This window comes from Lonsdalea britannica, from assembly GCF_946477055.1.
GTDB classification, from domain to species: domain Bacteria; phylum Pseudomonadota; class Gammaproteobacteria; order Enterobacterales; family Enterobacteriaceae; genus Lonsdalea; species Lonsdalea britannica_A.
Genome location: NZ_CAMKXG010000029.1, coordinates 1 through 19,825, shown reverse-complemented (window position 1 = coordinate 19,825; position 19,825 = coordinate 1). Strand labels below are relative to the sequence as shown.

General features: G+C 55.4%; 19 protein-coding genes and 1 pseudogene. 10 read left to right on the top strand and 10 right to left on the bottom strand.

Annotated features, from left to right (window positions below; all coding sequences use genetic code 11):
• Together Q7O77_RS03895 and Q7O77_RS03890 are read right to left on the bottom strand one after the other, a co-directional pair.
• Positions 1–256 (bottom strand): annotated as a pseudogene (locus Q7O77_RS03895) (sensor histidine kinase); the annotation flags it as partial.
• 2 nt (positions 257–258) lie between these two features.
• Positions 259–939 (bottom strand): response regulator transcription factor, encoded by a 681-nt coding sequence (locus Q7O77_RS03890; protein WP_304163711.1) that lies wholly within the window; start codon positions 937–939, stop codon positions 259–261.
• A 184-nt stretch (positions 940–1,123) separates the two neighbouring features.
• Here Q7O77_RS03890 and Q7O77_RS03885 point away from each other — a divergent pair, with 184 nt between their 5' ends.
• Together Q7O77_RS03885 and Q7O77_RS03880 are read left to right on the top strand one after the other, a co-directional pair.
• A complete protein-coding gene (locus tag Q7O77_RS03885; RefSeq protein ID WP_304163710.1) occupies positions 1,124–2,326 on the top strand; it encodes an efflux RND transporter periplasmic adaptor subunit in 1,203 nt (400 codons plus the stop codon).
• A 3-nt stretch (positions 2,327–2,329) separates the two neighbouring features.
• The gene (locus tag Q7O77_RS03880; RefSeq protein ID WP_304163709.1) at positions 2,330–4,303 is read left to right on the top strand and encodes a MacB family efflux pump subunit; all 1,974 of its coding nucleotides are present in this window, start codon (positions 2,330–2,332) and stop codon (positions 4,301–4,303) included.
• Between the two features lie 23 nt (positions 4,304–4,326).
• On the opposite strand, the gene cysM is transcribed toward Q7O77_RS03880, so the two are convergent.
• The 4 genes from cysM to Q7O77_RS03860 all read right to left on the bottom strand — a co-directional run bounded on the left by cysM (position 4,327) and on the right by Q7O77_RS03860 (position 7,516).
• Positions 4,327–5,214: a cysteine synthase CysM gene (cysM, locus tag Q7O77_RS03875; RefSeq protein WP_304163708.1), complete on the bottom strand. Its 888-nt coding sequence runs from the start codon at positions 5,212–5,214 to the stop codon at positions 4,327–4,329.
• A 45-nt stretch (positions 5,215–5,259) separates the two neighbouring features.
• Entirely contained in the window at positions 5,260–6,159 is a 900-nt protein-coding gene (locus Q7O77_RS03870) for a Dyp-type peroxidase (RefSeq protein WP_304163707.1), read from the bottom strand.
• A 215-nt stretch (positions 6,160–6,374) separates the two neighbouring features.
• Positions 6,375–6,965 carry an RpoE-regulated lipoprotein gene (locus Q7O77_RS03865; protein WP_304163706.1) on the bottom strand — a complete coding sequence of 197 codons (591 nt, stop codon included), beginning with the start codon at positions 6,963–6,965 and terminating at the stop codon, positions 6,375–6,377.
• Positions 6,966–7,090: 125 nt separating this feature from the next.
• Positions 7,091–7,516 (bottom strand): GNAT family acetyltransferase, encoded by a 426-nt coding sequence (locus Q7O77_RS03860; RefSeq protein ID WP_085652251.1) that lies wholly within the window; start codon positions 7,514–7,516, stop codon positions 7,091–7,093.
• 169 nt (positions 7,517–7,685) lie between these two features.
• On the opposite strand from Q7O77_RS03860, the gene hemF reads away from it, so the two are divergent.
• The 3 genes from hemF (at position 7,686) to tal (ending at position 10,196) form a co-directional block, all read left to right on the top strand.
• Complete coding sequence (gene hemF / locus Q7O77_RS03855; protein ID WP_304163705.1) at positions 7,686–8,621, top strand: oxygen-dependent coproporphyrinogen oxidase; 936 nt, start codon at positions 7,686–7,688, stop codon at positions 8,619–8,621.
• Complete coding sequence (locus tag Q7O77_RS03850; RefSeq protein ID WP_085652253.1) at positions 8,621–9,073, top strand: YaiI/YqxD family protein; 453 nt, start codon at positions 8,621–8,623, stop codon at positions 9,071–9,073. Before hemF ends, Q7O77_RS03850 begins: the two co-directional genes overlap by 1 nt.
• A 172-nt stretch (positions 9,074–9,245) precedes the next feature.
• Positions 9,246–10,196 carry a transaldolase gene (gene tal / locus Q7O77_RS03845; protein WP_026742190.1) on the top strand — a complete coding sequence of 317 codons (951 nt, stop codon included), beginning with the start codon at positions 9,246–9,248 and terminating at the stop codon, positions 10,194–10,196.
• Between the two features lie 51 nt (positions 10,197–10,247).
• On the opposite strand, the gene nudK is transcribed toward tal, so the two are convergent.
• Positions 10,248–10,832 (bottom strand): GDP-mannose pyrophosphatase NudK, encoded by a 585-nt coding sequence (gene nudK / locus Q7O77_RS03840; protein WP_304163704.1) that lies wholly within the window; start codon positions 10,830–10,832, stop codon positions 10,248–10,250.
• 98 nt (positions 10,833–10,930) lie between these two features.
• The gene (locus Q7O77_RS03835; RefSeq protein ID WP_304163703.1) at positions 10,931–11,815 is read right to left on the bottom strand and encodes a LysR family transcriptional regulator; all 885 of its coding nucleotides are present in this window, start codon (positions 11,813–11,815) and stop codon (positions 10,931–10,933) included.
• Positions 11,816–11,928: 113 nt separating this feature from the next.
• On the opposite strand from Q7O77_RS03835, the gene Q7O77_RS03830 reads away from it, so the two are divergent.
• The 3 genes from Q7O77_RS03830 to Q7O77_RS03820 are packed head-to-tail and all read left to right on the top strand — an operon-like array spanning position 11,929 to position 15,204.
• On the top strand, positions 11,929–13,119 hold the full coding sequence (locus Q7O77_RS03830) for an MFS transporter (protein WP_304163702.1): 1,191 nt from the start codon (positions 11,929–11,931) through the stop codon (positions 13,117–13,119).
• A gap of 3 nt (positions 13,120–13,122) precedes the next feature.
• Positions 13,123–14,955 (top strand): FAD/NAD(P)-binding protein, encoded by a 1,833-nt coding sequence (locus Q7O77_RS03825; protein ID WP_304163701.1) that lies wholly within the window; start codon positions 13,123–13,125, stop codon positions 14,953–14,955.
• 48 nt (positions 14,956–15,003) lie between these two features.
• On the top strand, positions 15,004–15,204 hold the full coding sequence (locus Q7O77_RS03820) for a 4-oxalocrotonate tautomerase family protein (RefSeq protein WP_304163700.1): 201 nt from the start codon (positions 15,004–15,006) through the stop codon (positions 15,202–15,204).
• Between the two features lie 41 nt (positions 15,205–15,245).
• Here the strand turns inward: Q7O77_RS03820 and Q7O77_RS03815 are convergent, their stop codons facing one another.
• Both Q7O77_RS03815 and grpE read right to left on the bottom strand, forming a co-directional pair.
• The gene (locus Q7O77_RS03815; protein ID WP_304163699.1) at positions 15,246–16,484 is read right to left on the bottom strand and encodes an Nramp family divalent metal transporter; all 1,239 of its coding nucleotides are present in this window, start codon (positions 16,482–16,484) and stop codon (positions 15,246–15,248) included.
• 327 nt (positions 16,485–16,811) lie between these two features.
• The gene (gene grpE / locus Q7O77_RS03810; protein ID WP_304163698.1) at positions 16,812–17,384 is read right to left on the bottom strand and encodes a nucleotide exchange factor GrpE; all 573 of its coding nucleotides are present in this window, start codon (positions 17,382–17,384) and stop codon (positions 16,812–16,814) included.
• Between the two features lie 137 nt (positions 17,385–17,521).
• Between grpE and nadK the strand changes: the two genes are divergently transcribed.
• Positions 17,522–18,400 (top strand): NAD(+) kinase, encoded by an 879-nt coding sequence (gene nadK, locus Q7O77_RS03805; RefSeq protein ID WP_085652261.1) that lies wholly within the window; start codon positions 17,522–17,524, stop codon positions 18,398–18,400.
• An 84-nt stretch (positions 18,401–18,484) separates the two neighbouring features.
• Positions 18,485–19,825, top strand: a 1,341-nt coding sequence (gene recN, locus Q7O77_RS03800; RefSeq protein WP_304163697.1) for a DNA repair protein RecN, incomplete at its 3' end; no start/stop codon positions are given.

The following is a 19,825-nucleotide window of genomic DNA, read 5'->3' as shown; positions in this document are numbered from 1 at the left end:
GCGTGGAGGCAGAAATATAACCGCGTTCGCTCTCCGGCCAGCCCGACATCTCCTCGTCCAGCGCGGAAACGCCCCCGCGTTGCAAAGCCTCTGACGCCAGCGTCATCTGTAAGGCGATGATGTGCTTACCGAGCCTGATTTCAGGCGGTTCATTACGATCGCCGTAGAAAGAAAAGCCGACCCACAGCAATTGCGAAATCACAATCAGGGTCAGCCACAGCCCGACCAGGATCTTCCAGAAAAGTCTTCCCTGCATAATTAGCGGATCCGATAGCCGACGCTACGCACCGTTTCTATCGTTAGAGTACTGCCTTCCAACGCGCTGAGCTTCTGACGAATATTGCTGATATGCACGTCTACGCTGCGGTCATACGCTTCGCGGCGGCGTCCCAGACATTTCTCCGACAGCTCATCTTTTGTCACCACACGGTCTGGCGAACGCATCAGCAGTTCCAGCAGATTGAACTCGGAGGCTGTCAGATCAAACGAAACGCCGCGCCATTCGCTGTTGCGGGTAGAGGTGTTCAACGTCAGTTCGCCGTAGGTGACCGAACCGGTATCGCTGATTTTTTCCGGTTTATCTTCATAACGCCGCAAGACGGCACGCAGTCGTGCGACCAATTCACGCGGGTAACAGGGTTTGGGGACATAATCATCCGCGCCCATTTCCAGTCCGATGACGCGATCAATGTTGTCGCCTTTGGCCGTCAGCATGATGATCGGCAACTGCTGGCTACGACGAACCTGACGCAGCACGTCGATCCCGCTCATGTCCGGCAGCATGATGTCCAGGATCATAGCGGTGTACTGATTGGACATCGCTCCGTCAACGCCCTCTTTACCGGTCAGCACCTGCTCGGCGTTGAACCCTTCGGCCGTGAGGTACTCGCACAGCATACTTCCCAGTTCGGCATCATCATCTACCAGTAAAATTTTCATCTCGTGTTCCCGTATGTTCGTATGAAACCTATTCTCAAGTGTGCCAGTATCTTACGCAGCTGTATTTACAGATTACTTACTTTTCATTTAGACAAATATGACGTGGGGCTTTCGATAAATAGAGTAAATTGGTGTCTTTACTATGCTTTATGTCTTCGGCCTTACTAAGGACACTGAAGTTTTGATGAAATTCCGTTTACGACCCGCCCACTTAATTTTAATTATACTGCTCGCCATCCTTCTTGCCCTGCTCTCGCTGTTTTTGCTGCGTCCAGAAAGCAAAGTTAACTATATCACCACCCCTGTCGCCATTCGGGATCTGGAAAAAACCGTATTGGCCGATGGCACGATAGAAGCGCAAAAGCTGGTTAGCGTCGGTGCTCAGGCATCAGGACAAATCAAAGCGTTGCCGATTTCATTGGGCGATAAAGTTCAAAAAGGACAGCTAATGGCCGAAATCGATGACCTGACCCAGCAGAACGAGCTCAAAGACAGTCAAGCGGCGCTGAAAAACGTGCAGGCCCAGCGAGCCGCCAAACTGGCGACGCTAAAAAATAATCAGCTGAGCTGGCAGCGTCAGGAAATGCTGATGCGAAAAGGCGTCGGCGCGCAGGCGGACTATGACAGCGCCCGTGCGACGCTCGACGCCACGCAGGCCGAAATCGCCGCAATGGACGCCCAAATAATTCAGGCGCAGATCGCCGTCAATACCGCGCAGGTCAATCTGGGCTATACCAAAATCACGTCGCCGATGGACGGCACCGTCGTCGCCATCCCGGTCGAAGCTGGGCAGACGGTCAACGCCGCGCAAAGCACGCCGACCATCGCCAAAGTCGCCAACCTGAAGACCATGACCATCCAGGCGCAGATCTCAGAAGCGGACGTGATTAAGGTCAAACCGGGCATGTCGGTCTGGTTCACGATCCTCGGCAATCCGGATAAACGCTATCAGGCCACGCTGCGCGCTATCGAACCGGCGCCGGAATCGCTGAGTTCCGATACCTCGACCTCAAGCAGCAGCAGTTCAAGCAGCAGTAGCAGCTCGTCGTCTTCCAGCACGGCGGTCTACTACAATGGACTGTTCGATGTCGACAACCCCGAAGAAACCCTGCGTATCTCCATGACGGCACAGGTTTACATCCTGCTGGATACCGTCAAGAACGCGCTGGTTGTGCCGATGACGGCGCTGCATAACGAGGCAGGAAAAACGCTGGTGCAGGTCGTGGACGATAAAGGGGATATTCATGCCCGTCCGGTCACCACCGGTATCAGCGACAATGTCTTCGTCCAGCTCACTTCCGGCGTCAACGCCGGCGAAGAGGTCATCGTCAGCCAACAAGGCGGCACGACCGGCAGTCGGTCGGGCAGGCCGCCGATGGGGTTCTAAACCATGACGACGCCTTTATTACAGCTCAACCACGTTTTTCGCCGTTTTGCTAACGGCGAGAAGACGGTCGACGTCCTGAAAGACATCAATCTCACGATCCAATCAGGTGAAATGGTCGCTATCGTTGGGGCCTCCGGGTCGGGAAAGTCGACCCTGATGAACATTCTCGGCTGTCTGGACAAGCCCAGTCAGGGCGACTATCTGGTGGCAGGAACCTCCACGCTGACGTTGGATAACGACAGCCTGGCCGCGCTGAGGCGCGAGCATTTTGGCTTCATTTTCCAGCGCTATCATCTGCTGAGCGACCTGACGGTACAAGACAACGTGGAGATCCCAGCCGTCTATGCCGGTAAAGCGCGTCATGAACGCCAGCAACGCTCGCTCGCACTGCTGACGCGTCTGGGGCTGGAAGAACGTCTGAACTACTCGCCTAACCAGTTTTCCGGTGGTCAGCAGCAGCGCGTCAGTATCGCCCGCGCCCTGATGAACGGCGGGAACGTCATTCTGGCCGACGAGCCGACCGGCGCGCTCGATAGCACCAGCGGCAACGAAGTGCTGACGATCCTGAAAGAGCTGCACCGTCAGGGACAGACGATCATCATCGTCACACACGATATGCAGGTGGCGCAGCAGGCGGAACGCATTATCGAAATTCATGACGGTGAAATCATCGGCGACCGTCAATGCTCTCCCTCAAACGCTTCCGAAGTTCCCATTCCTGAACGGGCGCCAGCCGCCGCCCACACCACATCGTCAGCCATCCCTTCGTTTTCCCAGTGGTGCGGACGCTTTACCAATGCGTTCAAAATGGCGCTGCGCGCGATGAGCGCCCAACGAATGCGTACCTTCCTGACGATGTTGGGCATCATCATCGGCATCGCCTCCGTCGTATCGGTCGTCGCCCTGGGGAAAGGCTCCCAGCAGCAGGTTTTGGACAGCATCAATGAGATGGGCACCAGCACGCTGGAGATTTTTCCCGGCAAAGACTTTGGCGATATGCGATCCGGCGCGATCCAAACGCTGAGGGCCAGCGACATTAAACCGCTGTCGGCACAGCCCTACGTCCATAGCATCACCCCCGTGCTTTCCTCCAGTGTGACGCTGCGTTACCGCAATGTTTCGCTGACCACCACCGTGAACGGCGTCGGCGAACAGTTTTTTACCGTTCGCGGCTACACCCTGTCGGAGGGCGTATCATTTCCCTCCCAGAGTATCGACACGCTGGCGCAAGAAGTGGTGATCGATCAGAACACGCGGGATAAGCTGTTTCCGCATGGCGAAGATCCGCTGGGGCAGGTCATTCTGCTCGGCACGCTGCCGTGTCGAATTATTGGCGTGGCCACACGCCAGCAAAACGGGTTCGGGAGCGACGAAAGCCTGAATGTCTGGGTTCCCTACACCACCGCCATGTGGCGACTGGTGGGACAGTCCTATCTGCGAAGCATCACCGTCCGCGTTAAAGACAATGTCGATCTCAGCGTCGCGGAGCAAGGCATTACTCAGGAGCTGACGCGTCACCACGGCAATAAAGACTTCTTCGTGATGAACACCGACAGTATTCGGCAAGCTATTCAGAAAACCGGCGCCACGCTGACGCTGCTGGTATCGCTGATTGCGGTGATTTCACTGATTGTCGGCGGAATTGGCGTGATGAACATCATGCTGGTATCGGTGACCGAGCGCACCCGGGAGATTGGCGTGCGGATGGCGGTAGGCGCGCGCACCAGCGATATCATGCAGCAATTCCTGATCGAAGCGGTGCTGGTGTGCCTGTGCGGCGGGCTGTTGGGCGTCGTGGTTTCGCTGCTTTGCGGCGGATTATTCGGCCTGCTGGTCAGCAGCTTCTCCCTCGTGTATTCGCCCGTGTCTATCGTCGCCGCGTTCGTCTGTTCCAGCCTGATCGGCGTGATTTTCGGCTTCTTCCCCGCCCGACGCGCCGCCAACATGCAGCCTATTTACGCGCTGGAAAGGGAATAGCCGAGAGAGGAAAGAGGCGGCGGTTAGTCGAAGACGCCGGTCGAGAGATAGCGGTCGCCGCGATCGCATACAATCGCGACGATACGACTTCCCGGCTCGGCAGCGGCGATCTTCAAAGCGCCAGCCACCGCGCCGCCGGAACTCACGCCGCATAAAAGACCTTCCTGTTGCGCCAGCAGGCGGGTCGTGGCCTCGGCCTCTTGCTGAGAAACGTCCAGAACGCGGTCAACCAGTTCAGGCGCATAAATTCCCGGCATATAGCCAGGCGACCAACGACGGATCCCCGGGATCTGACTGCCCGCCTGCGGTTGCAGGCCGACGGTGCAAATCGCGTCACGCTGACTTTTCAGATAGCGGCTGACGCCGGTGATCGTCCCCGTGGTACCCATACAGGAAACAAAGTGGGTCAGACGACCTTCAGTTTGACGCCAGATTTCAGGACCGGTGCTGGCGAAATGGGCTTGCGCATTGTCCGGATTGTTGAACTGGTCGAGCACATAGCCTTCACCCGCCTCCGCCATCCGGCGCGCCCTGTCGCGTGCGCCTTCCATTCCCTCTTGCTGACTCACCAGCAAGAGTTCAGCGCCGTAAGCGCGCATGGCGGCCTGACGCTCCAGACTCATGTTTTCCGGCATCAGCAACCGCAAACGGTATCCCTTCAACGCCGCCACCATCGCCAGCGCGATGCCGGTATTACCGCTGGTCGCTTCAATCAAGGTGTCGCCGGGGCTAATCGTCCCTCGCCGCTCCGCCTGACAGATCATGCCGTAAGCCGCACGATCCTTGATCGACCCCGCCGGGTTCTGCCCTTCCAGCTTGACCCAGATCTCGCTCTCCGTATGGCGAGCCAATCGCTGTAATTTTACCAGCGGCGTATTGCCGATGCAGTGTTCAAGCGCGTCTGTCTTCACGTCCTCTGCCTACCTTTCGTTATCGGGATCGCCTCGCGTCAGCCGTTACAATGCCTGTAACCACGTCAGCGACGGAGCGAAATAGTAGCTCCCGCTTACGGCACGGGTAAAGCGCAACATCTCGTCTCGCTTGCCGTCTCGATCGCCGAACATGCTCAGCAGCTGCTGTTCGATATTGTGCAGGCGAGAACAGTAGGCCATGAAATAGAGTCCTTTTTTACCGCTCGCGGTGCCGTAAGGCAGGCTTTGTCGCAGAATTTTCAGCCCTTTGCCGTCCTCTTTGAGATCGACACGGCTGAGGTGAGACGTTTCCGGGCGCTGATCGGACGGCAGCTCTTCGTTCTCCTGCTTAGTACGACCGATCATCTGTTCCTGTTTTTCCGTACTCATTCGCTGCAGCTGGCGCAGGTTATGCTCCCAGCGCTGCACGAAGACGTAGCTGCCGCCAGCGCCCGGCTGCCCATCGGGAATGATGGCGACGCTATGGCGATCTTCGCCCTGCGGGTTTTCAGTACCGTCGACGAAGCCGCTCAGGTCCCGATCTTCCACCCAGCGGAAACCATGAGTTTCTTCTTCGACGTGAATGGCGGTGCCGAACGCGACCAGCGCCGCCTGAGCCAGGCTGAAGTTCACGTCATGACGAAGTGACTGAATATGGATCAGCATGTCTCTCTGCGTGGCTGGCGCGAGTCCTTTTCCCAGCGGCGTAAATGGTTTGAGTTCAGCGGCGCTGTTCTCGCAATCCAACTCACGCCACACATCGTGACCAAAGGCGAGCGTCGCCCCCAGACCGGCATCAGGAAACTGCTGCTGTAACTCATTCAGAGACTGACAAAATTTCTTGCATCCCTGCCGGATGGCATCAAATTCTCCCTGAACTCTGGCTTCCATATAAATGGCAAAACGGCGATGCTCCAGCAAGATACCGCTTTGAATTGGTGTCATCACTCTCATTCCTCTTATTATTCAGTATGTTGTATCGTCATTGTTGCCCTGAAGATACCCAGCGCGCTTATGATACCGGATGCAATACTGATTTTGCTTTGCTTCAACGCAAAATGTTTACGAGGCCACACGGCGGCGGAGAGAGAACGCGGGAAGCGAATACGAGGGAAAAACCAGAAAAAGCATGGGCGGAGCCGCCCATGCTGAGGCATGAATCAGCGGCGCGGCTGAGCGTGCCAGATGATTTTGCTGACCTTCCAGCGTTGCAGAATATCGTCCGGCGGCATCAGTCCATCCGGACCACTCCAGCTACCGGTAAACAGATAGCTCACGTGCTGACTCTGCGGCGCAACACATTCTACGTCGCGCGCGCTGTCGCCCTGACCCAGTTGGCAGGCGTCGAATGCCTTGCTGTAGAGCGAACTGAATTCATCGCCGATCTTGACGCCCCAGGCGCTGGCGGCTGATGCATCCATCACATCCACCTGACTGACGTGACTCTTCGGCTCCCCGTTGATCGTCACTTTCACCTGATCGTCTTTCAGCGCTTCATAGAACGCCACCAGCTTACCGTTATGCGTCGCCATGCCACCGCGCAGCCGGTAATTTCCGTCCAATGCACGATCGAGCGCCGCTTCAGACATCGGCGTCCCTGCGGTAATACCGCCGACGCCCGTATCAGAGACCGTTAAAGAAGACCCGAACCAGTTCATTGGCGACAGGCTGGACCAGGATAAATGGGAAAGCGTGCCGCAGCCGGTCAGCAGCAGCGGAAGAGCCAAATATAGTGGGCGAACAGTGATCACAACCAACTCCTTAACAAAAAACGGCACCTGCCTGCATGCAGATGGCTATTGGAGTCCTCTGCGCACAGAAAGTGCCGTAAAAATCGTTGGGGGATAACATGCCGCGCTGGCATATCATCCCGCGCTTAATACTCCTGATCTTCTATCAGGCGCTTACCGAGCGTGATGCAGTCTGCGGTTTGATAATCGAGCTTCTCATACATGCCGATGACCGCGTCATTATCTTCGCGCACCATCAGATTGATTTTCGGGCAACCGCGCGCAATCAATTTCTTTTCCAGTCGGCTCACCAAGGCATTGGCGATGCCACGTCCGCGAAAGTCCGGATGCACGCCTAAGTAGTAGGCCGAACCGCGATGACCGTCATAGCCGCCCATCACCGAACCGACAATCTCTCCGCCGACTTCCGCCACCAGGAACAGATCGGGGTCGTGATTCATCTTACGTTCGATATCCATTTCCGGATCGTTCCACGGACGCAGTAGATCACAGCGGTCCCAAAGAGTGATCACTTCTTCAAAGTCATCTTGTTTGAATATGCGGATGTCCATCGCTAACGACCCATTATCGGTAAGTAAATGAGGTAAGTTCTGATTATCGCGTGATTCACGTCAGACGCAACCGTAAATTGCCATCGCCGCTTCCGCACCACGACGGCATTTATCGGCGCGGAAATCTCGTTATACTGACGGCTTTGCTACTGATGCCAAAAGGATCACGATGAGTTCTCCCGATATTGACGCGATAAAACGTTTTCTGCTCTCGTTGCAGGATACCCTCTGCCAACAGCTGGAACAGATGGACGGTGCGGAAACCTTCAGGGAGGACGCCTGGGAATATGCGACCGGCGGCGGCGGACGAAGCCGTGTATTGCGTCAAGGTCAGGTCTTCGAGCAGGCTGGCGTTAACTTTTCCCACGTTTCGGGCGCGTCTCTGCCGCCTTCTGCTAGCGTACATCGCCCGGAGCTGGCCGGACGCAGCTTTCAGGCCATGGGCGTCTCGCTGGTCATTCATCCGCTTAATCCGTATGTCCCCACCAGCCACGCCAACGTGCGCTTCTTTATTGCCGAAGAAGAGGGCGAAGCGCCGGTATGGTGGTTCGGCGGCGGCTTCGATCTGACGCCCTATTATGGCTTCGAAGAGGATGCCGTGCATTGGCACCAAACGGCGCACGACCTCTGTCAGCCGTTTGGCGAAGAAGTTTACCCTCGCTACAAAGCATGGTGCGACGAGTACTTCTTCCTGAAGCATCGCAACGAGGCGCGAGGGATAGGTGGCCTGTTCTTCGACGACCTGAACACGCCGGATTTCGCCACCAGCTTCGCGTTTATGCAGGCTGTCGGCAAAGGTTTTGCCGAGGCCTATCTGCCGATCGTCCAACGTCGCAAAGATCTGCCCTGGGGCGAACGGGAGCGCGAGTTCCAGCTCTATCGCCGCGGGCGCTACGTAGAGTTCAACCTGGTCTGGGACCGCGGCACGCTGTTCGGCCTGCAAAGCGGGGGACGCACCGAGTCCATTCTGATGTCGATGCCGCCGCTGGTGCGCTGGGAATATCAGTACGCTCCAGAGTCTGACAGCCCGGAAGCCGCGCTATATCGAGACTTCCTGCCGCCGCGCGACTGGCTGGCCCCAAAAGATAGCGAGGAGAACTGCTGATGGCCGTTATCTGGGTCGATGCCGACGCATGCCCCGTCGTTATCAAGGAAGTCCTGTATCGTGCGGCAGAACGCACGGCGACAACCGTCACCTTCGTCGCGAATCAGCCGCTGAAAGTGCCAGCGTCCCCCTATCTGCGCACGCTGCGCGTCGCGGCAGGATTCGACGTTGCGGACAACGAAATCGTCCGCCGCGTGACGCCCGGCGATTTGGTGATCACCAGCGATATCCCGCTGGCGTCCGAAGTGCTGGAAAAACAGGGCGAAGCGCTGAACCCACGCGGAGAGCGATACACGCCGGACACCATCCGTGAGCGGCTGACCCTGCGCGACTTTATGGATACCTTGCGTTCCAGCGGCATCCAGACCGGCGGACCCAACGCGCTGAGCCAGCGCGACCGCCAGCAATTCGCCAATCAGCTGGATCAGTGGCTGCAACGACAGTCTCGCTAACTTCTGCGTCACCCCGATCGCATCCCCGCGGTCGGGTCATTCTATTGCCCTATTATCTTCCTCCATCACAGTAATCAGAAAAAGCGCATGTCATTCTGTCCGGTACTGATGCAGGGTATGTCATCACCACCCTGAGTTTTCGTCGATCCGTTTCTTATCCCAGGAGTCATGCATGAACCAACTCGATGCCCTTAAGCAGTTCACCGTTGTGGTAGCTGACAGCGGCGATATCGACTCAATCCGGCATTTCGCGCCGCAGGATGCCACCACCAATCCTTCGCTGATCCTGAAAGCCGCCAGCCTGCCCTCTTATCAGTCGCTATTTACCGATGCACTGGACTACGCCCGCCAACAGGGCGGATCGCGCGAAACACAGCTGATTAACGCCAGCGACCAACTCGCCGTCAATATTGGCGCAGAGGTGCTGAAAAGCATTCCGGGTCGGATCTCCACTGAGGTGGACGCGCGCCTGTCATTCGACCGGGGGATGTGCGTCACCAAGGCCCGTAAACTGATTGGACTGTATGAGCGCAAGGATATTCCCCGTTCACGCATTCTGATTAAGCTGGCGGCGACCTGGGAAGGCATTCAGGCCGCTGAAGCGCTGGAGAAGGAAGGGATTAACTGCAATCTGACGCTGCTGTTCTCGTTTGCGCAGGCGCGGGCCTGTGCGGAAGCGGGCGTGTATCTGATCTCGCCGTTCGTCGGCCGAATCTACGACTGGTATCAGGCGCGGGAGCCGAACGCAGACTATTCGGCAGAACAAGATCCGGGCGTACAGTCCGTCAAACGCATCTACGACTACTACAAGCAGCACCGCTACGAGACCGTCATCATGGGCGCCAGCTTCCGCAAAGTTGAACAGGTTCTGGCGCTGGCAGGGTGCGACCGACTGACTATTTCTCCGCACCTGCTGGAGCAGTTGAAAAACAGCGACGCGCCGGTGGAGCGCAAGCTCAGCCCGGCGACGGAAGGGCTCTATCAGGCTTCGCCACTCTCCGAAGCCGAATTCCGCTGGCTCCACAATCAGGACGCCATGGCGGTCGAGAAGCTGGCGGAAGGGATCCGATTGTTTGCTGCGGATCAGCAGAAGCTCGAAGACCTGCTGGCCGCGCAGCTGTAACAAGAAATGATGTCTGGCGGGGCGAGTTCAGCGCCCCGCATTAACGTCCCATCATGACGACTCGCTAAACCAACCTTGGATCTGGGCGTACTGCAAGAGCATGATGGTCTTGGCATCTTTGATTCGCCCGTCCTTCATCATAGCGACAGCTTCAGTAAAGGGCAGTTCAACCACTTCGATATCTTCATCATCAATCCCGCCCCCTCGGTTATCACGCAGCGACTCGTCGTACTGCGCCGCGAAGAAGTGGATGATTTCAGTGACGCCGCCCGGCGACATATAGGCTTCAAACAGTTTTTCGACGTCTCTGACGACATAGCCCGTCTCTTCGATCGCTTCGTGGCGCACACAGGCTTCGGGTGAGTGATCGTCCAGCATCCCGGCACAGGCTTCCAGCAGCATGCCGCTCTCATTGCCGTTCAGATATGTCGGCAAACGAAACTGACGCGTCAGGACCACTCTGCCCTTTTCCCGGTTGTACAACAGGATCGTTGCCCCATTACCCCGGTCATACACCTCGCGAACCTGCCGAACGGTTTCGCCATTTTTTCTTTTCAGGTCATAAACATACTTATTCAGCACGAACCAGTGATCGGACAGCAATTTCTGTTTAATGATGGTGATCGATGACGTCATGAAAGGCCCTCCGTCTTAAATTATTTTTCTCTACAGCAAAACAATCTCTCATGACCCCGGCCGTTGGAACATGCGGACCTAACGACCTGGACACAGAATCATTTATCATGCGCCGAACGGTTCTTTATCACAAACTGCCTGAAGGCAGTGGAGCCCCTCCCCGCCTCACGACTTTTTAGCCAAATCATCAGCGTGTCGACTTCACCAATGCAGGGGTCGATAGCGTGGCGACGAATATCGAAACTTTGCGCGTACTGGCTGACCACGCTTTCCGGCAAGAGCGAGATCCCCATGCCCGACGCCACACAGCCAAGAATGGTTTGAAAAGACCCGAACTCCTGCGGCTCCGGCCCAACGATGCCCTGTTGCCTGAGCCACTGCACAAAGCGGTAGCGATAATAGCAGCCCAACCCCAATGTCAGCGGTCTTTTGATCCGCAGATCGTTTGCCGTCACCACGTCGGGGTGATCTTTGAGCGTCACCAGCACCAATGTTTCTCGCCACACGGGAAGACTTTCCAGCAAGTCTCGCGATAGATGCTCATGGTCTGCCACAAACGCAATATCCAGGCTGCCATTCAGCACCTTATCAACCAGTTGACGCGTCGGGTGCGTTTCCAGGCTCAGCTCCACCAGCGGTGTATCTCGACTAAAAGAGGACAGCAAGGAAGGTAAACGGACGGCCGCCGTGGTCTCCATGGAACCTAAGCGTAACGGACCTGAGGGGTTCTGAGCTTGCAAGCTTCTTTCCGCTTCGTCCATCAACGCCAAAATTTTGTTGGCGTATCCCAACAAATATTCTCCCTCCGGCGTGATATAGAGGCGATTTTTCTCGCGCCTGAACAGACAGACATTGAGGCTGGCCTCTAACCGCTTGAGACGAGTCGTGACGTTTGACGAAACGCAGTGCAACTGCTTTGACGCCTCTTTGACAGAGCCGCTTTCAGCCACGGCTTTGAAAAAGCGCAGTGAGTGACTATCCATAGCGAACGCTCTCTTTTAGTGAACATTTAACTCAATAATATTCACTTTTATTTATCATGATAATCGTCACGATAGCTCTAATATCATTTTATTTATTCTCGGATAAGATAAAAATGAGTCATGTTAGACATTATCATTCCTTTTTATCATCCTTCCGAACCGCGCTGTTCGGGACGGCAGTTTTGGCTTTGGGTATGGGGCTCGGACGTTTTCTTTTCACCCCCATGTTGCCTGTCATGCTCAGCGAGAATCTGTTTACCTTCAATCAGCTCTCGTATCTTGCCAGCGCCAATTATGCGGGGTATCTGGTCGGTAGCCTGCTGTTTGCCTTCAGCCGCCTCATTCCCCCCGCGTACACCCGCGCGACGCTGTTTGCCGCCGCCATCGCCACTGCCGCGCTGACTTTCGCGATGGCCCTGACCACGGACTTTTCCCTGACGCTATGGATTCGTTTCACCGCAGGTATCGCCAGCGCAGGCATGATGATTTTCGGCTCAGTAACCATTATGCGCCTCACGCATCATTTTGGCGCTATCGCTGCGCTTTACGCAGGCGTTGGCGTGGGGATCATCATGGGGAATGAGTATGTCGTCGCCGGTCAGGGCTTCGCGCTGGACGCCGAGACGCTATGGTGGGGGGCGGGCCTGATGTCCGCTCTACTGCTGCTAGGGATGTGGCGGCTGATGCCCCGCCACTCCGCGGCGTCCGTCGGCGTCGCGCCCACACCGGTCAAACAGGAAAGTATTCTCTGGTGGCAGTTGGCGCTGCTCTATGGGCTCGCTGGCTTCGGCTACATCATCATCGCCACCTATCTGCCTTTGATGGCCAAAACACTGGCGTTCCCGCTGCTGGCCAGCCACCTGTGGTCGCTGGTCGGTCTGGGCATCGTTCCCGGCTGCTTCATCTGGCTATGGGCCGCAGGCCGATGGGGAACGCTGCAATGTTTGACGGCGAACCTTTTCCTGCAAGGCATTTGCGTTTTGCTGACCTTGCTAAGCGACTCGCCCGTCATGTTAATCGTCAGCAGCATCGGTTTCGGCGCGACATTTATGGGCACGACCACGCTGGTGATGCCTTTAGCCAAACGCATTCGTGTTCCGCGTCACATCAATCTGCTCGGGCTGGTCACCTTGACCTACGGCATCGGACAAATCGCCGGACCTTTACTGACCAGCACGCTGAAAGCCGGTCCTCATGCGGTCACCTCCGCCATCATCTGCGGCGCTATCGCATTATTTATGGCATCAGGAATGAGTTATTTCACTTCAGGAAATCGTCAATGTTCGATCATTCAAAGGAGATGAGTTATGGCTCGAACTACCATCGCAATATTGGGCATAGGCCCAAGAGGATTAAGTATTCTTGAACGTCTGATTACGCTGTATCACCACTCACCCCATCCAGAAGGAATGGAAATCCTGCTCGTTGACCCCAATGAAATTGGCGCGGGCGCTCACAGTCGTCAACAACCCGATCACCTGCTGGTGAATACCGTCGCCAGCCAAATCACGCTATTCGGTGACGAATCGGTCAAAAATACCGGCCCTGTTCGCCGAGGACTTAATTTTTTCGAGTGGGCCAAAGCGCACGGCTACCGAAACAAGAATGGCACGGAAATTCAGGAAAACGATTATCTCCCCCGTCGCCTGCTGGGCGAATATCTCGTCTGGGGATACCATGAAATCACCCGCGGTTTGCCGCACGATCTGGTGATCCGCCATCGACCTCACCGCGCCACCAACCTCGCCCTCCAGGACAATGGAAAAGCCCAGATTTCGCTGCAAGGCGGAACGATCATTTCGGCCGATTTCGTGTTTATAACCACCGGGCACGGTCGCAACATGCTGTCCATTGATGACCACGTGCTGCTGCAATTTGTGGCCGCCAATCGGACGAACAATCCCCATCTGGAGTATTTCAGCACGCCTTATCCAACCACGATGCTGGATGACATCTCGTCGCAGTCGCGTGTGCTGATACAAGGTATGGGGCTGACAGCTTACGATGTGCTGTCGCAATTGACCTATAGCCGAGGGGGCATATTTACAGAAGAGGGAGGCCGGTTGCGCTACACGCCCAGCGGACGTGAACCGGCTATCGCCCTGTTCTCCCGTCAGGCGCTGCCGTTCAGTAGCCGCGGCCGTAACCAGAAAGGCGTCGGTGGACAGTACCATCCCGCCTTTATCACGCTCGCCGCCCTGGATATGCTCCGGCAACAGAATCGCTCGGCTACAGGCTCGTCAAAGCTGGATTTTGAAAAACAGATTCTGCCTCTGCTGGTGAAAGAGATGTGCTACGTCTATCGCAGCACGCTCGAGAAGCACTGGCCAGATGCTGCGACCTATCAGGAAGATCCCGAAGATCGTGAGCGTATCCTTACGCTGTTTTATCCACATCAGGATCAATCATTCGCTTCGCTGGAGGACTACACCGCATTCTTTATGGCGCATCTGATCGACGATCTTTACGCCGCAGATCAAGGCAATGTCGAGGGCGCGGTTAAGGCGGCCACCGATGTGATTCGAGACGTCCGCGATATTCTGCGCAGTGCGATCGATTTTGGCGGGTTGACCGGCGAGTCCCATCAGCGTCTATTGGAACACTATTCCCCGATCTTTAACCGCATCGCGGTGGGCCCGCCGCTTGCGCGTAACCGGGAACTGCTGGCGCTGATGGAGGCGGGCATCGTCAAACTTGCGGGGGGGCCCGCGTCAACACTGCTACTTAACGCCCGCTCAGGCTGTTTCGAAATAAACAGCACGTTCGCCGAGACGAACAGCCGGACGGAATACGATGTGCTGATCAAAGCCAAAATCGACAGTTTCTCAGTGCTGCATGATGATTCGCCGTTTATCCGCAATCTCATTGCGCAGGGTGTCATCCGCCCCTTCATCAACCAGAACTATCATCCCGGTGGGATTGATATCGATCGCAATCAGCATCCGATCTCCAGACAGGGAGAAACGCAGACATCACTCTGGGCGCTGGGGATTCTGGCTGAAGGCCCGAATTTCTATACCTATGTACTGCCGCGCCCGCAGGTGAACTCCCGCGCGTTGCAGGATGCCGGGCGTTGCGTCATCGACATGTATCAGCAGTTGGAGCAGCTTTGTTCTATGAATAATTCAAATGTCTTCTAATCACTTGATGACCTGAAATAATTTTCAGGATTGCACCGGAGGAAATCCATGCCATACGTCAATATCAAAATTACACGTGAAGGCGCGACTGCTGACCAGAAAAAGCAGTTGATTGAGGGCGCGACAAAGTTGCTGGTGGACGTTTTAAACAAGAATCCGAGTACCACCGTCGTGATTATTGAGGAAGTCGATACGGATAACTGGGGAATCGGCGTCGTTCCCGTCACCGAGTTGAGAAAAGGGAAATAACCCCTCGCAAAGACGCGGCGCCCACTGCGCCGCGCTTTGTATCAGAGACCGAGCAGGCTTCCTATCAGCAGATAAAGATTCAACGTCACGACCACAGCAACGATGACCCAGCCAAAAGACTTCACCCACCGACCGTTAACTAAATCGCCCATCAGTTCGCGATCGTTCGTGAATGACAGCAGCGGAACCAGTGCCAGCGCGATACCGAAGCTCAGCAGCACCTGGCTCATGACAAGCACTCGCGTCGGGTCCATACCGCACAGGATAACGACAAACGACGGCAGCATGGTCACCGCGCGGCGCAGCCACAGCGGGATTCTGAAACGAACAAATCCCTGCATCACCACCTGACCCGCCAGCGTTCCCACCACTGTCGAAGACAGGCCTGCAATCACCAGACTCAAACCAAAAATCGTCGCGGCAGCCTGACCCAGCAGGGGTTTCAGCGTTAAATACGCCTGATCCAAATCCGCGACATGGGTGTTACCACTAAAGTGGAACGCCGCCGCTGCCGTCGCCATCATAGCCAGGTTGACGAATCCCGCGATGGTCATCGCCACGGCCACATCAAACTTCGTCGAAGCATAGCGATCGCTGCGGGTATTGTTTCCCGTGTGCTGCGTCAGGGACGAATGCAGATAAATGACGTGCGGCATAATGGTCGCCCCCAGCACGCCTGCGGCCAGCAGCACGGCGTCAGAGGTCGGCAGACTCGGGATGGCCATGCCTCGCGCGATGGAAGCCAGCTCAGGACGAGAAAATATCAGCTCGACGATATAGGCCGCCGCGACGAACAGCAGCAGACCGCCAATCACCATCTCCAGCGGCTTTTGTCCGCGCTGCTGCAACATCAGTATCAAGAACGTGGCAATCCCCGTCAGCACCGCCCCTTCCAGTAAAGAGACGCCCAGCAGCAATTTAAATCCGATGGCGGCACCGATGAACTCGGCCAAATCGGTCGCCATGGCGATAATCTCCGCCTGCACCCAATAGGCCCATACGGCCGGGCGAGGAAAGCGATCTCGAATGTGCTCTGCGAGGTTTTTACCGGTCGCAATTCCCAGCTTGGCGGAAAGCAGCTGAATCAGCATCGCCATAAGGTTAGCCCACACCACTACCCACAACAGCTGATAGCCGTATGACGCGCCAGCCTGAATATTGGTCGCGAAGTTACCGGGATCGATGTAGCCGATCGCCGCGATAAACGCGGGCCCCATCAGGGAAAGTTTGATCTTCCTAGATGTGCGGCTGACAGATGCGATAACACGACTCTCCGGCATAAAATTGACCCTTCTAAATATACTGTAATGGTACTCTCACAGATATGAGAATGATTATCAAGTGCATTTAGATCGGTAGAAATGATTATTCTGATAGGCAGAGATGATGATGTATTTCGACACAAAACCCTATGCGTTTCAGAAAACCAATATTAACAAAATATAAACAATATGCCGTTTTTTGGCCTAAAAAAAACCGGATCGGCATTAATCAGCCGAAAAAATGCATTCAGCCAGGGTGAGGGGAAAGAAAAAAAGGAGAGGAGATAACAGGAGCTCTTCGGAGCAGGTCATCACTTCACCTGCCCCGAAGTTAAGCCAAAAGAGTTACTCTTTAGCTTTAGATACTGCAACCATGGCCGGGCGTAGCAAACGACCGTTCAGGGTGTAGCCTTTCTGCATGACCAGCATCACGTGATTAGGCTCGTGGTCGGCAGACTCCATCATCGTCATCGCCTGATGGATTTCAGGGTTGAACGGCACATTTACATCCGCCACCACTTCAATACCGAATTTTTGCACGGCAGACAGCAGAGATTTCAGCGTCAGTTCGACCCCTTCGATCATGGCTGTCAGTGCATCGTTAGACTTGTCTGCTGTTTCCAGCGCACGTTCCAGATTATCGATCACTGGCAACATTTCACCGGCGAATTTTTCCAGCGCGAATTTGTGCGCTTTTTCGACATCCAGTTCTGCACGGCGGCGAATATTTTCGCTTTCGGCGCGAGAACGCAGCACGCTTTCGCGCTCACGCTGCTGTAATTCGCTCAGCTGCGCTTCCAGTTCGGCGATACGTTCATCACGGGGATCAGCCGCTTCTGGCGTCTCAACAGAGGCGTCTGCTGCTTTCTTTTGATCCTGAACCTGTTCGTCCGGCGACTTCTGTTCTTTACTACTCATGAAATACTCCGCGGTTTTGGCATTCATCTCGCTTGTTCGCTTATTATGGGGATCAAAACGGGGGTTTCAAGGGAACCCTGACATATTGCTCGGCTGAAAACGCGGAACGGCCTCTTCCCGTAAGGATTAACCGCCTAATGAATAAAACATTTAACTGCATCGGTATCGTCGGTCATCCGCGGCATCCTTCCGCGCTGGCCACACATGAAATGCTCTACAAGTGGCTAACTGGTAAAGGATATTCCGTTATCCTCGAGCAACAGATTGCCCAGGAGCTCAACCTCTCTGATGCCGTCACGGGCAGTCTGGCGGAAGTCGGCCAACAAGCCGATCTGGCCGTCGTCGTCGGGGGGGATGGAAATATGCTTGGCGCCGCGCGGGTGCTGTCCCGCTATGACATCAGCGTTATCGGTGTTAACCGAGGAAATCTTGGCTTTCTGACCGATCTCGACCCGGATCATGCACAACAGCAGTTAAGCGACGTTCTGGCCGGGCGCTATATTCGTGAAAGCCGGTTTATGCTGGAGGCTCAGGTCTGCCGGGCCAATCATATGAACAGCAGCAGCAGCGCCATCAACGAAGTCGTGCTGCACCCCGGTAAAGTCGCGCATATGATCGAGTTTGAGGTCTACATTGACGATAGCTTCGCCTTTTCACAGCGCTCAGACGGCTTGATTATTTCGACGCCCACAGGCTCCACCGCCTACTCTCTCTCCGGCGGCGGCCCCATCCTCAGCCCGTCGCTGGACGCCATCGCACTGGTGCCGATGTTTCCTCATACGCTGTCCGCACGCCCGTTAGTTATCAGCAACAGCAGCACGATAAGACTCAAATTCTCCCAAATTACCAATGACTTAGAGATAAGCTGCGATAGCCAGATCGCCCTTCCTATCCAGGAAGGCGAAGAAGTGTTGATTCGCCGCAGTCCTCACCACCTGAATCTTATCCATCCTGAAAATTACAATTACTTCAATACATTGAGCAGTAAATTAGGCTGGTCGAAAAAATTATTTTAATAAGTCAACTCAACCACTTTACTGTATAAAAAACCAGTTTATACTGTATGCATTAACACTTGTTTTTACATACAGGAAAACATCATGCTGGCTCAACTCACTATCAGTAACTTCGCTATCGTGCGCGAACTGGAGATTGATTTTCAGGCAGGTATGAGCGTCATTACCGGAGAAACCGGGGCGGGCAAATCCATTGCGATTGACGCTTTGGGTTTATGTCTCGGTAATCGCGCTGACGCCAGCATGGTCCGCCCCGGTGCAGCGCGCGCTGACATCTGCGCGCGGTTTTCCCTGGCTGATACGCCTGCCGCACTTGAATGGCTGGAGCATAACCAGTTAGATGACAGCAACGAATGTCTTCTCCGACGGGTCGTGGGGGCTGATGGACGCTCCCGCGGATTCATTAATGGCACTGCCGTGCCGCTTTCCCAACTCCGTGAACTGGGCCAGCATTTAATTCAGCTACACGGTCAGCACGCCCATCAATTGCTGCTGAAACCTGAACATCAGCGATATCTGCTGGACGCTTATGCGGACGAACCACAATTACTGGCTGCGATGCGAGAAACTTGCCGTCAGTGGCACCAGAGCTGCCGTGAGCTAGCGCAGCACCAGCAGGCAGCAATTGAGCGGGAAGCTCGACGCGAACTGCTGCAGTACCAGTTGAAAGAGTTGAACGAGTTTGCGCCTCAAGCTGGCGAATACGAGCAGATCGACGCTGAGTACAAACGTCTGGCCAACAGTGGGCAGTTGCAGTCCCTGAGTCAACAGACGCTGCATATTCTGAGTGAAGGCGAAGAGCAAAACCTGCTTGGCATGTTGCACAGCGCTCGCCAGAAGCTGACCGAGCTGGTTGGGCTGGATGAATCGCTGTCAGGCATTCTGTCTTTACTCGACGAAGCCCACATCCAGATCAGCGAAGCCAGTGACGAACTACGTCATTACAGTGACCGCATGGAACTTGACCCTGTTCGTCTGTATGAACTGGAGCAACGGCTATCGCGCCAGCTATCGCTGTCCCGTAAACACCATGTGGCCCCGGAAGAGCTGCCGACGTTTTATCAGCAACTGCTGAATGAGCAACAGCTGTTGGACCAGCAGGAAAGCGATCATGAGGCCCTGAGTCAAGCGGTACATGAATACCACCAGCAGGCGCTGCATACCGCTGAACAGCTACATACGCGTCGTTGCCAACATGCCGAGACGCTCTCCCAGTTAATCACTGAGAACATGCGCGAACTGGCGATGCCGCACGGTCATTTCTCCATCCATGTCACCTTCGCGACGGATTATCTCAATATGACGGGGGCGGACCAGATTGAGTTTCGTGTTACAACGAACCCCGGCCAGCCTCATCAACAATTGGCGAGAGTGGCATCGGGTGGCGAGCTGTCGCGTATCGCGTTAATTCTGCAGGTCATCACC

What these genes read in the sequence shown, in the direction of transcription:
- Q7O77_RS03815 (WP_304163699.1), bottom strand. Translation starts at nt 16,484, where the DNA reads ATGCCGGAGAGTCGTGTTATCGCATCTGTCAGCCGCACATCTAGGAAG.
- Q7O77_RS03825 (WP_304163701.1), top strand. Translation starts at nt 13,123, where the DNA reads ATGGCTCGAACTACCATCGCAATATTGGGCATAGGCCCAAGAGGATTA.
- Q7O77_RS03850 (WP_085652253.1), top strand. Translation starts at nt 8,621, where the DNA reads ATGGCCGTTATCTGGGTCGATGCCGACGCATGCCCCGTCGTTATCAAG.
- Q7O77_RS03880 (WP_304163709.1), top strand. Translation starts at nt 2,330, where the DNA reads ATGACGACGCCTTTATTACAGCTCAACCACGTTTTTCGCCGTTTTGCT.
- grpE (WP_304163698.1), bottom strand. Translation starts at nt 17,384, where the DNA reads ATGAGTAGTAAAGAACAGAAGTCGCCGGACGAACAGGTTCAGGATCAA.
- Q7O77_RS03890 (WP_304163711.1), bottom strand. Translation starts at nt 939, where the DNA reads ATGAAAATTTTACTGGTAGATGATGATGCCGAACTGGGAAGTATGCTG.
- Q7O77_RS03885 (WP_304163710.1), top strand. Translation starts at nt 1,124, where the DNA reads ATGAAATTCCGTTTACGACCCGCCCACTTAATTTTAATTATACTGCTC.
- nadK (WP_085652261.1), top strand. Translation starts at nt 17,522, where the DNA reads ATGAATAAAACATTTAACTGCATCGGTATCGTCGGTCATCCGCGGCAT.
- Q7O77_RS03860 (WP_085652251.1), bottom strand. Translation starts at nt 7,516, where the DNA reads ATGGACATCCGCATATTCAAACAAGATGACTTTGAAGAAGTGATCACT.
- Q7O77_RS03820 (WP_304163700.1), top strand. Translation starts at nt 15,004, where the DNA reads ATGCCATACGTCAATATCAAAATTACACGTGAAGGCGCGACTGCTGAC.
- Q7O77_RS03870 (WP_304163707.1), bottom strand. Translation starts at nt 6,159, where the DNA reads ATGACACCAATTCAAAGCGGTATCTTGCTGGAGCATCGCCGTTTTGCC.
- tal (WP_026742190.1), top strand. Translation starts at nt 9,246, where the DNA reads ATGAACCAACTCGATGCCCTTAAGCAGTTCACCGTTGTGGTAGCTGAC.
- Q7O77_RS03835 (WP_304163703.1), bottom strand. Translation starts at nt 11,815, where the DNA reads ATGGATAGTCACTCACTGCGCTTTTTCAAAGCCGTGGCTGAAAGCGGC.
- hemF (WP_304163705.1), top strand. Translation starts at nt 7,686, where the DNA reads ATGAGTTCTCCCGATATTGACGCGATAAAACGTTTTCTGCTCTCGTTG.
- Q7O77_RS03830 (WP_304163702.1), top strand. Translation starts at nt 11,929, where the DNA reads ATGAGTCATGTTAGACATTATCATTCCTTTTTATCATCCTTCCGAACC.
- nudK (WP_304163704.1), bottom strand. Translation starts at nt 10,832, where the DNA reads ATGACGTCATCGATCACCATCATTAAACAGAAATTGCTGTCCGATCAC.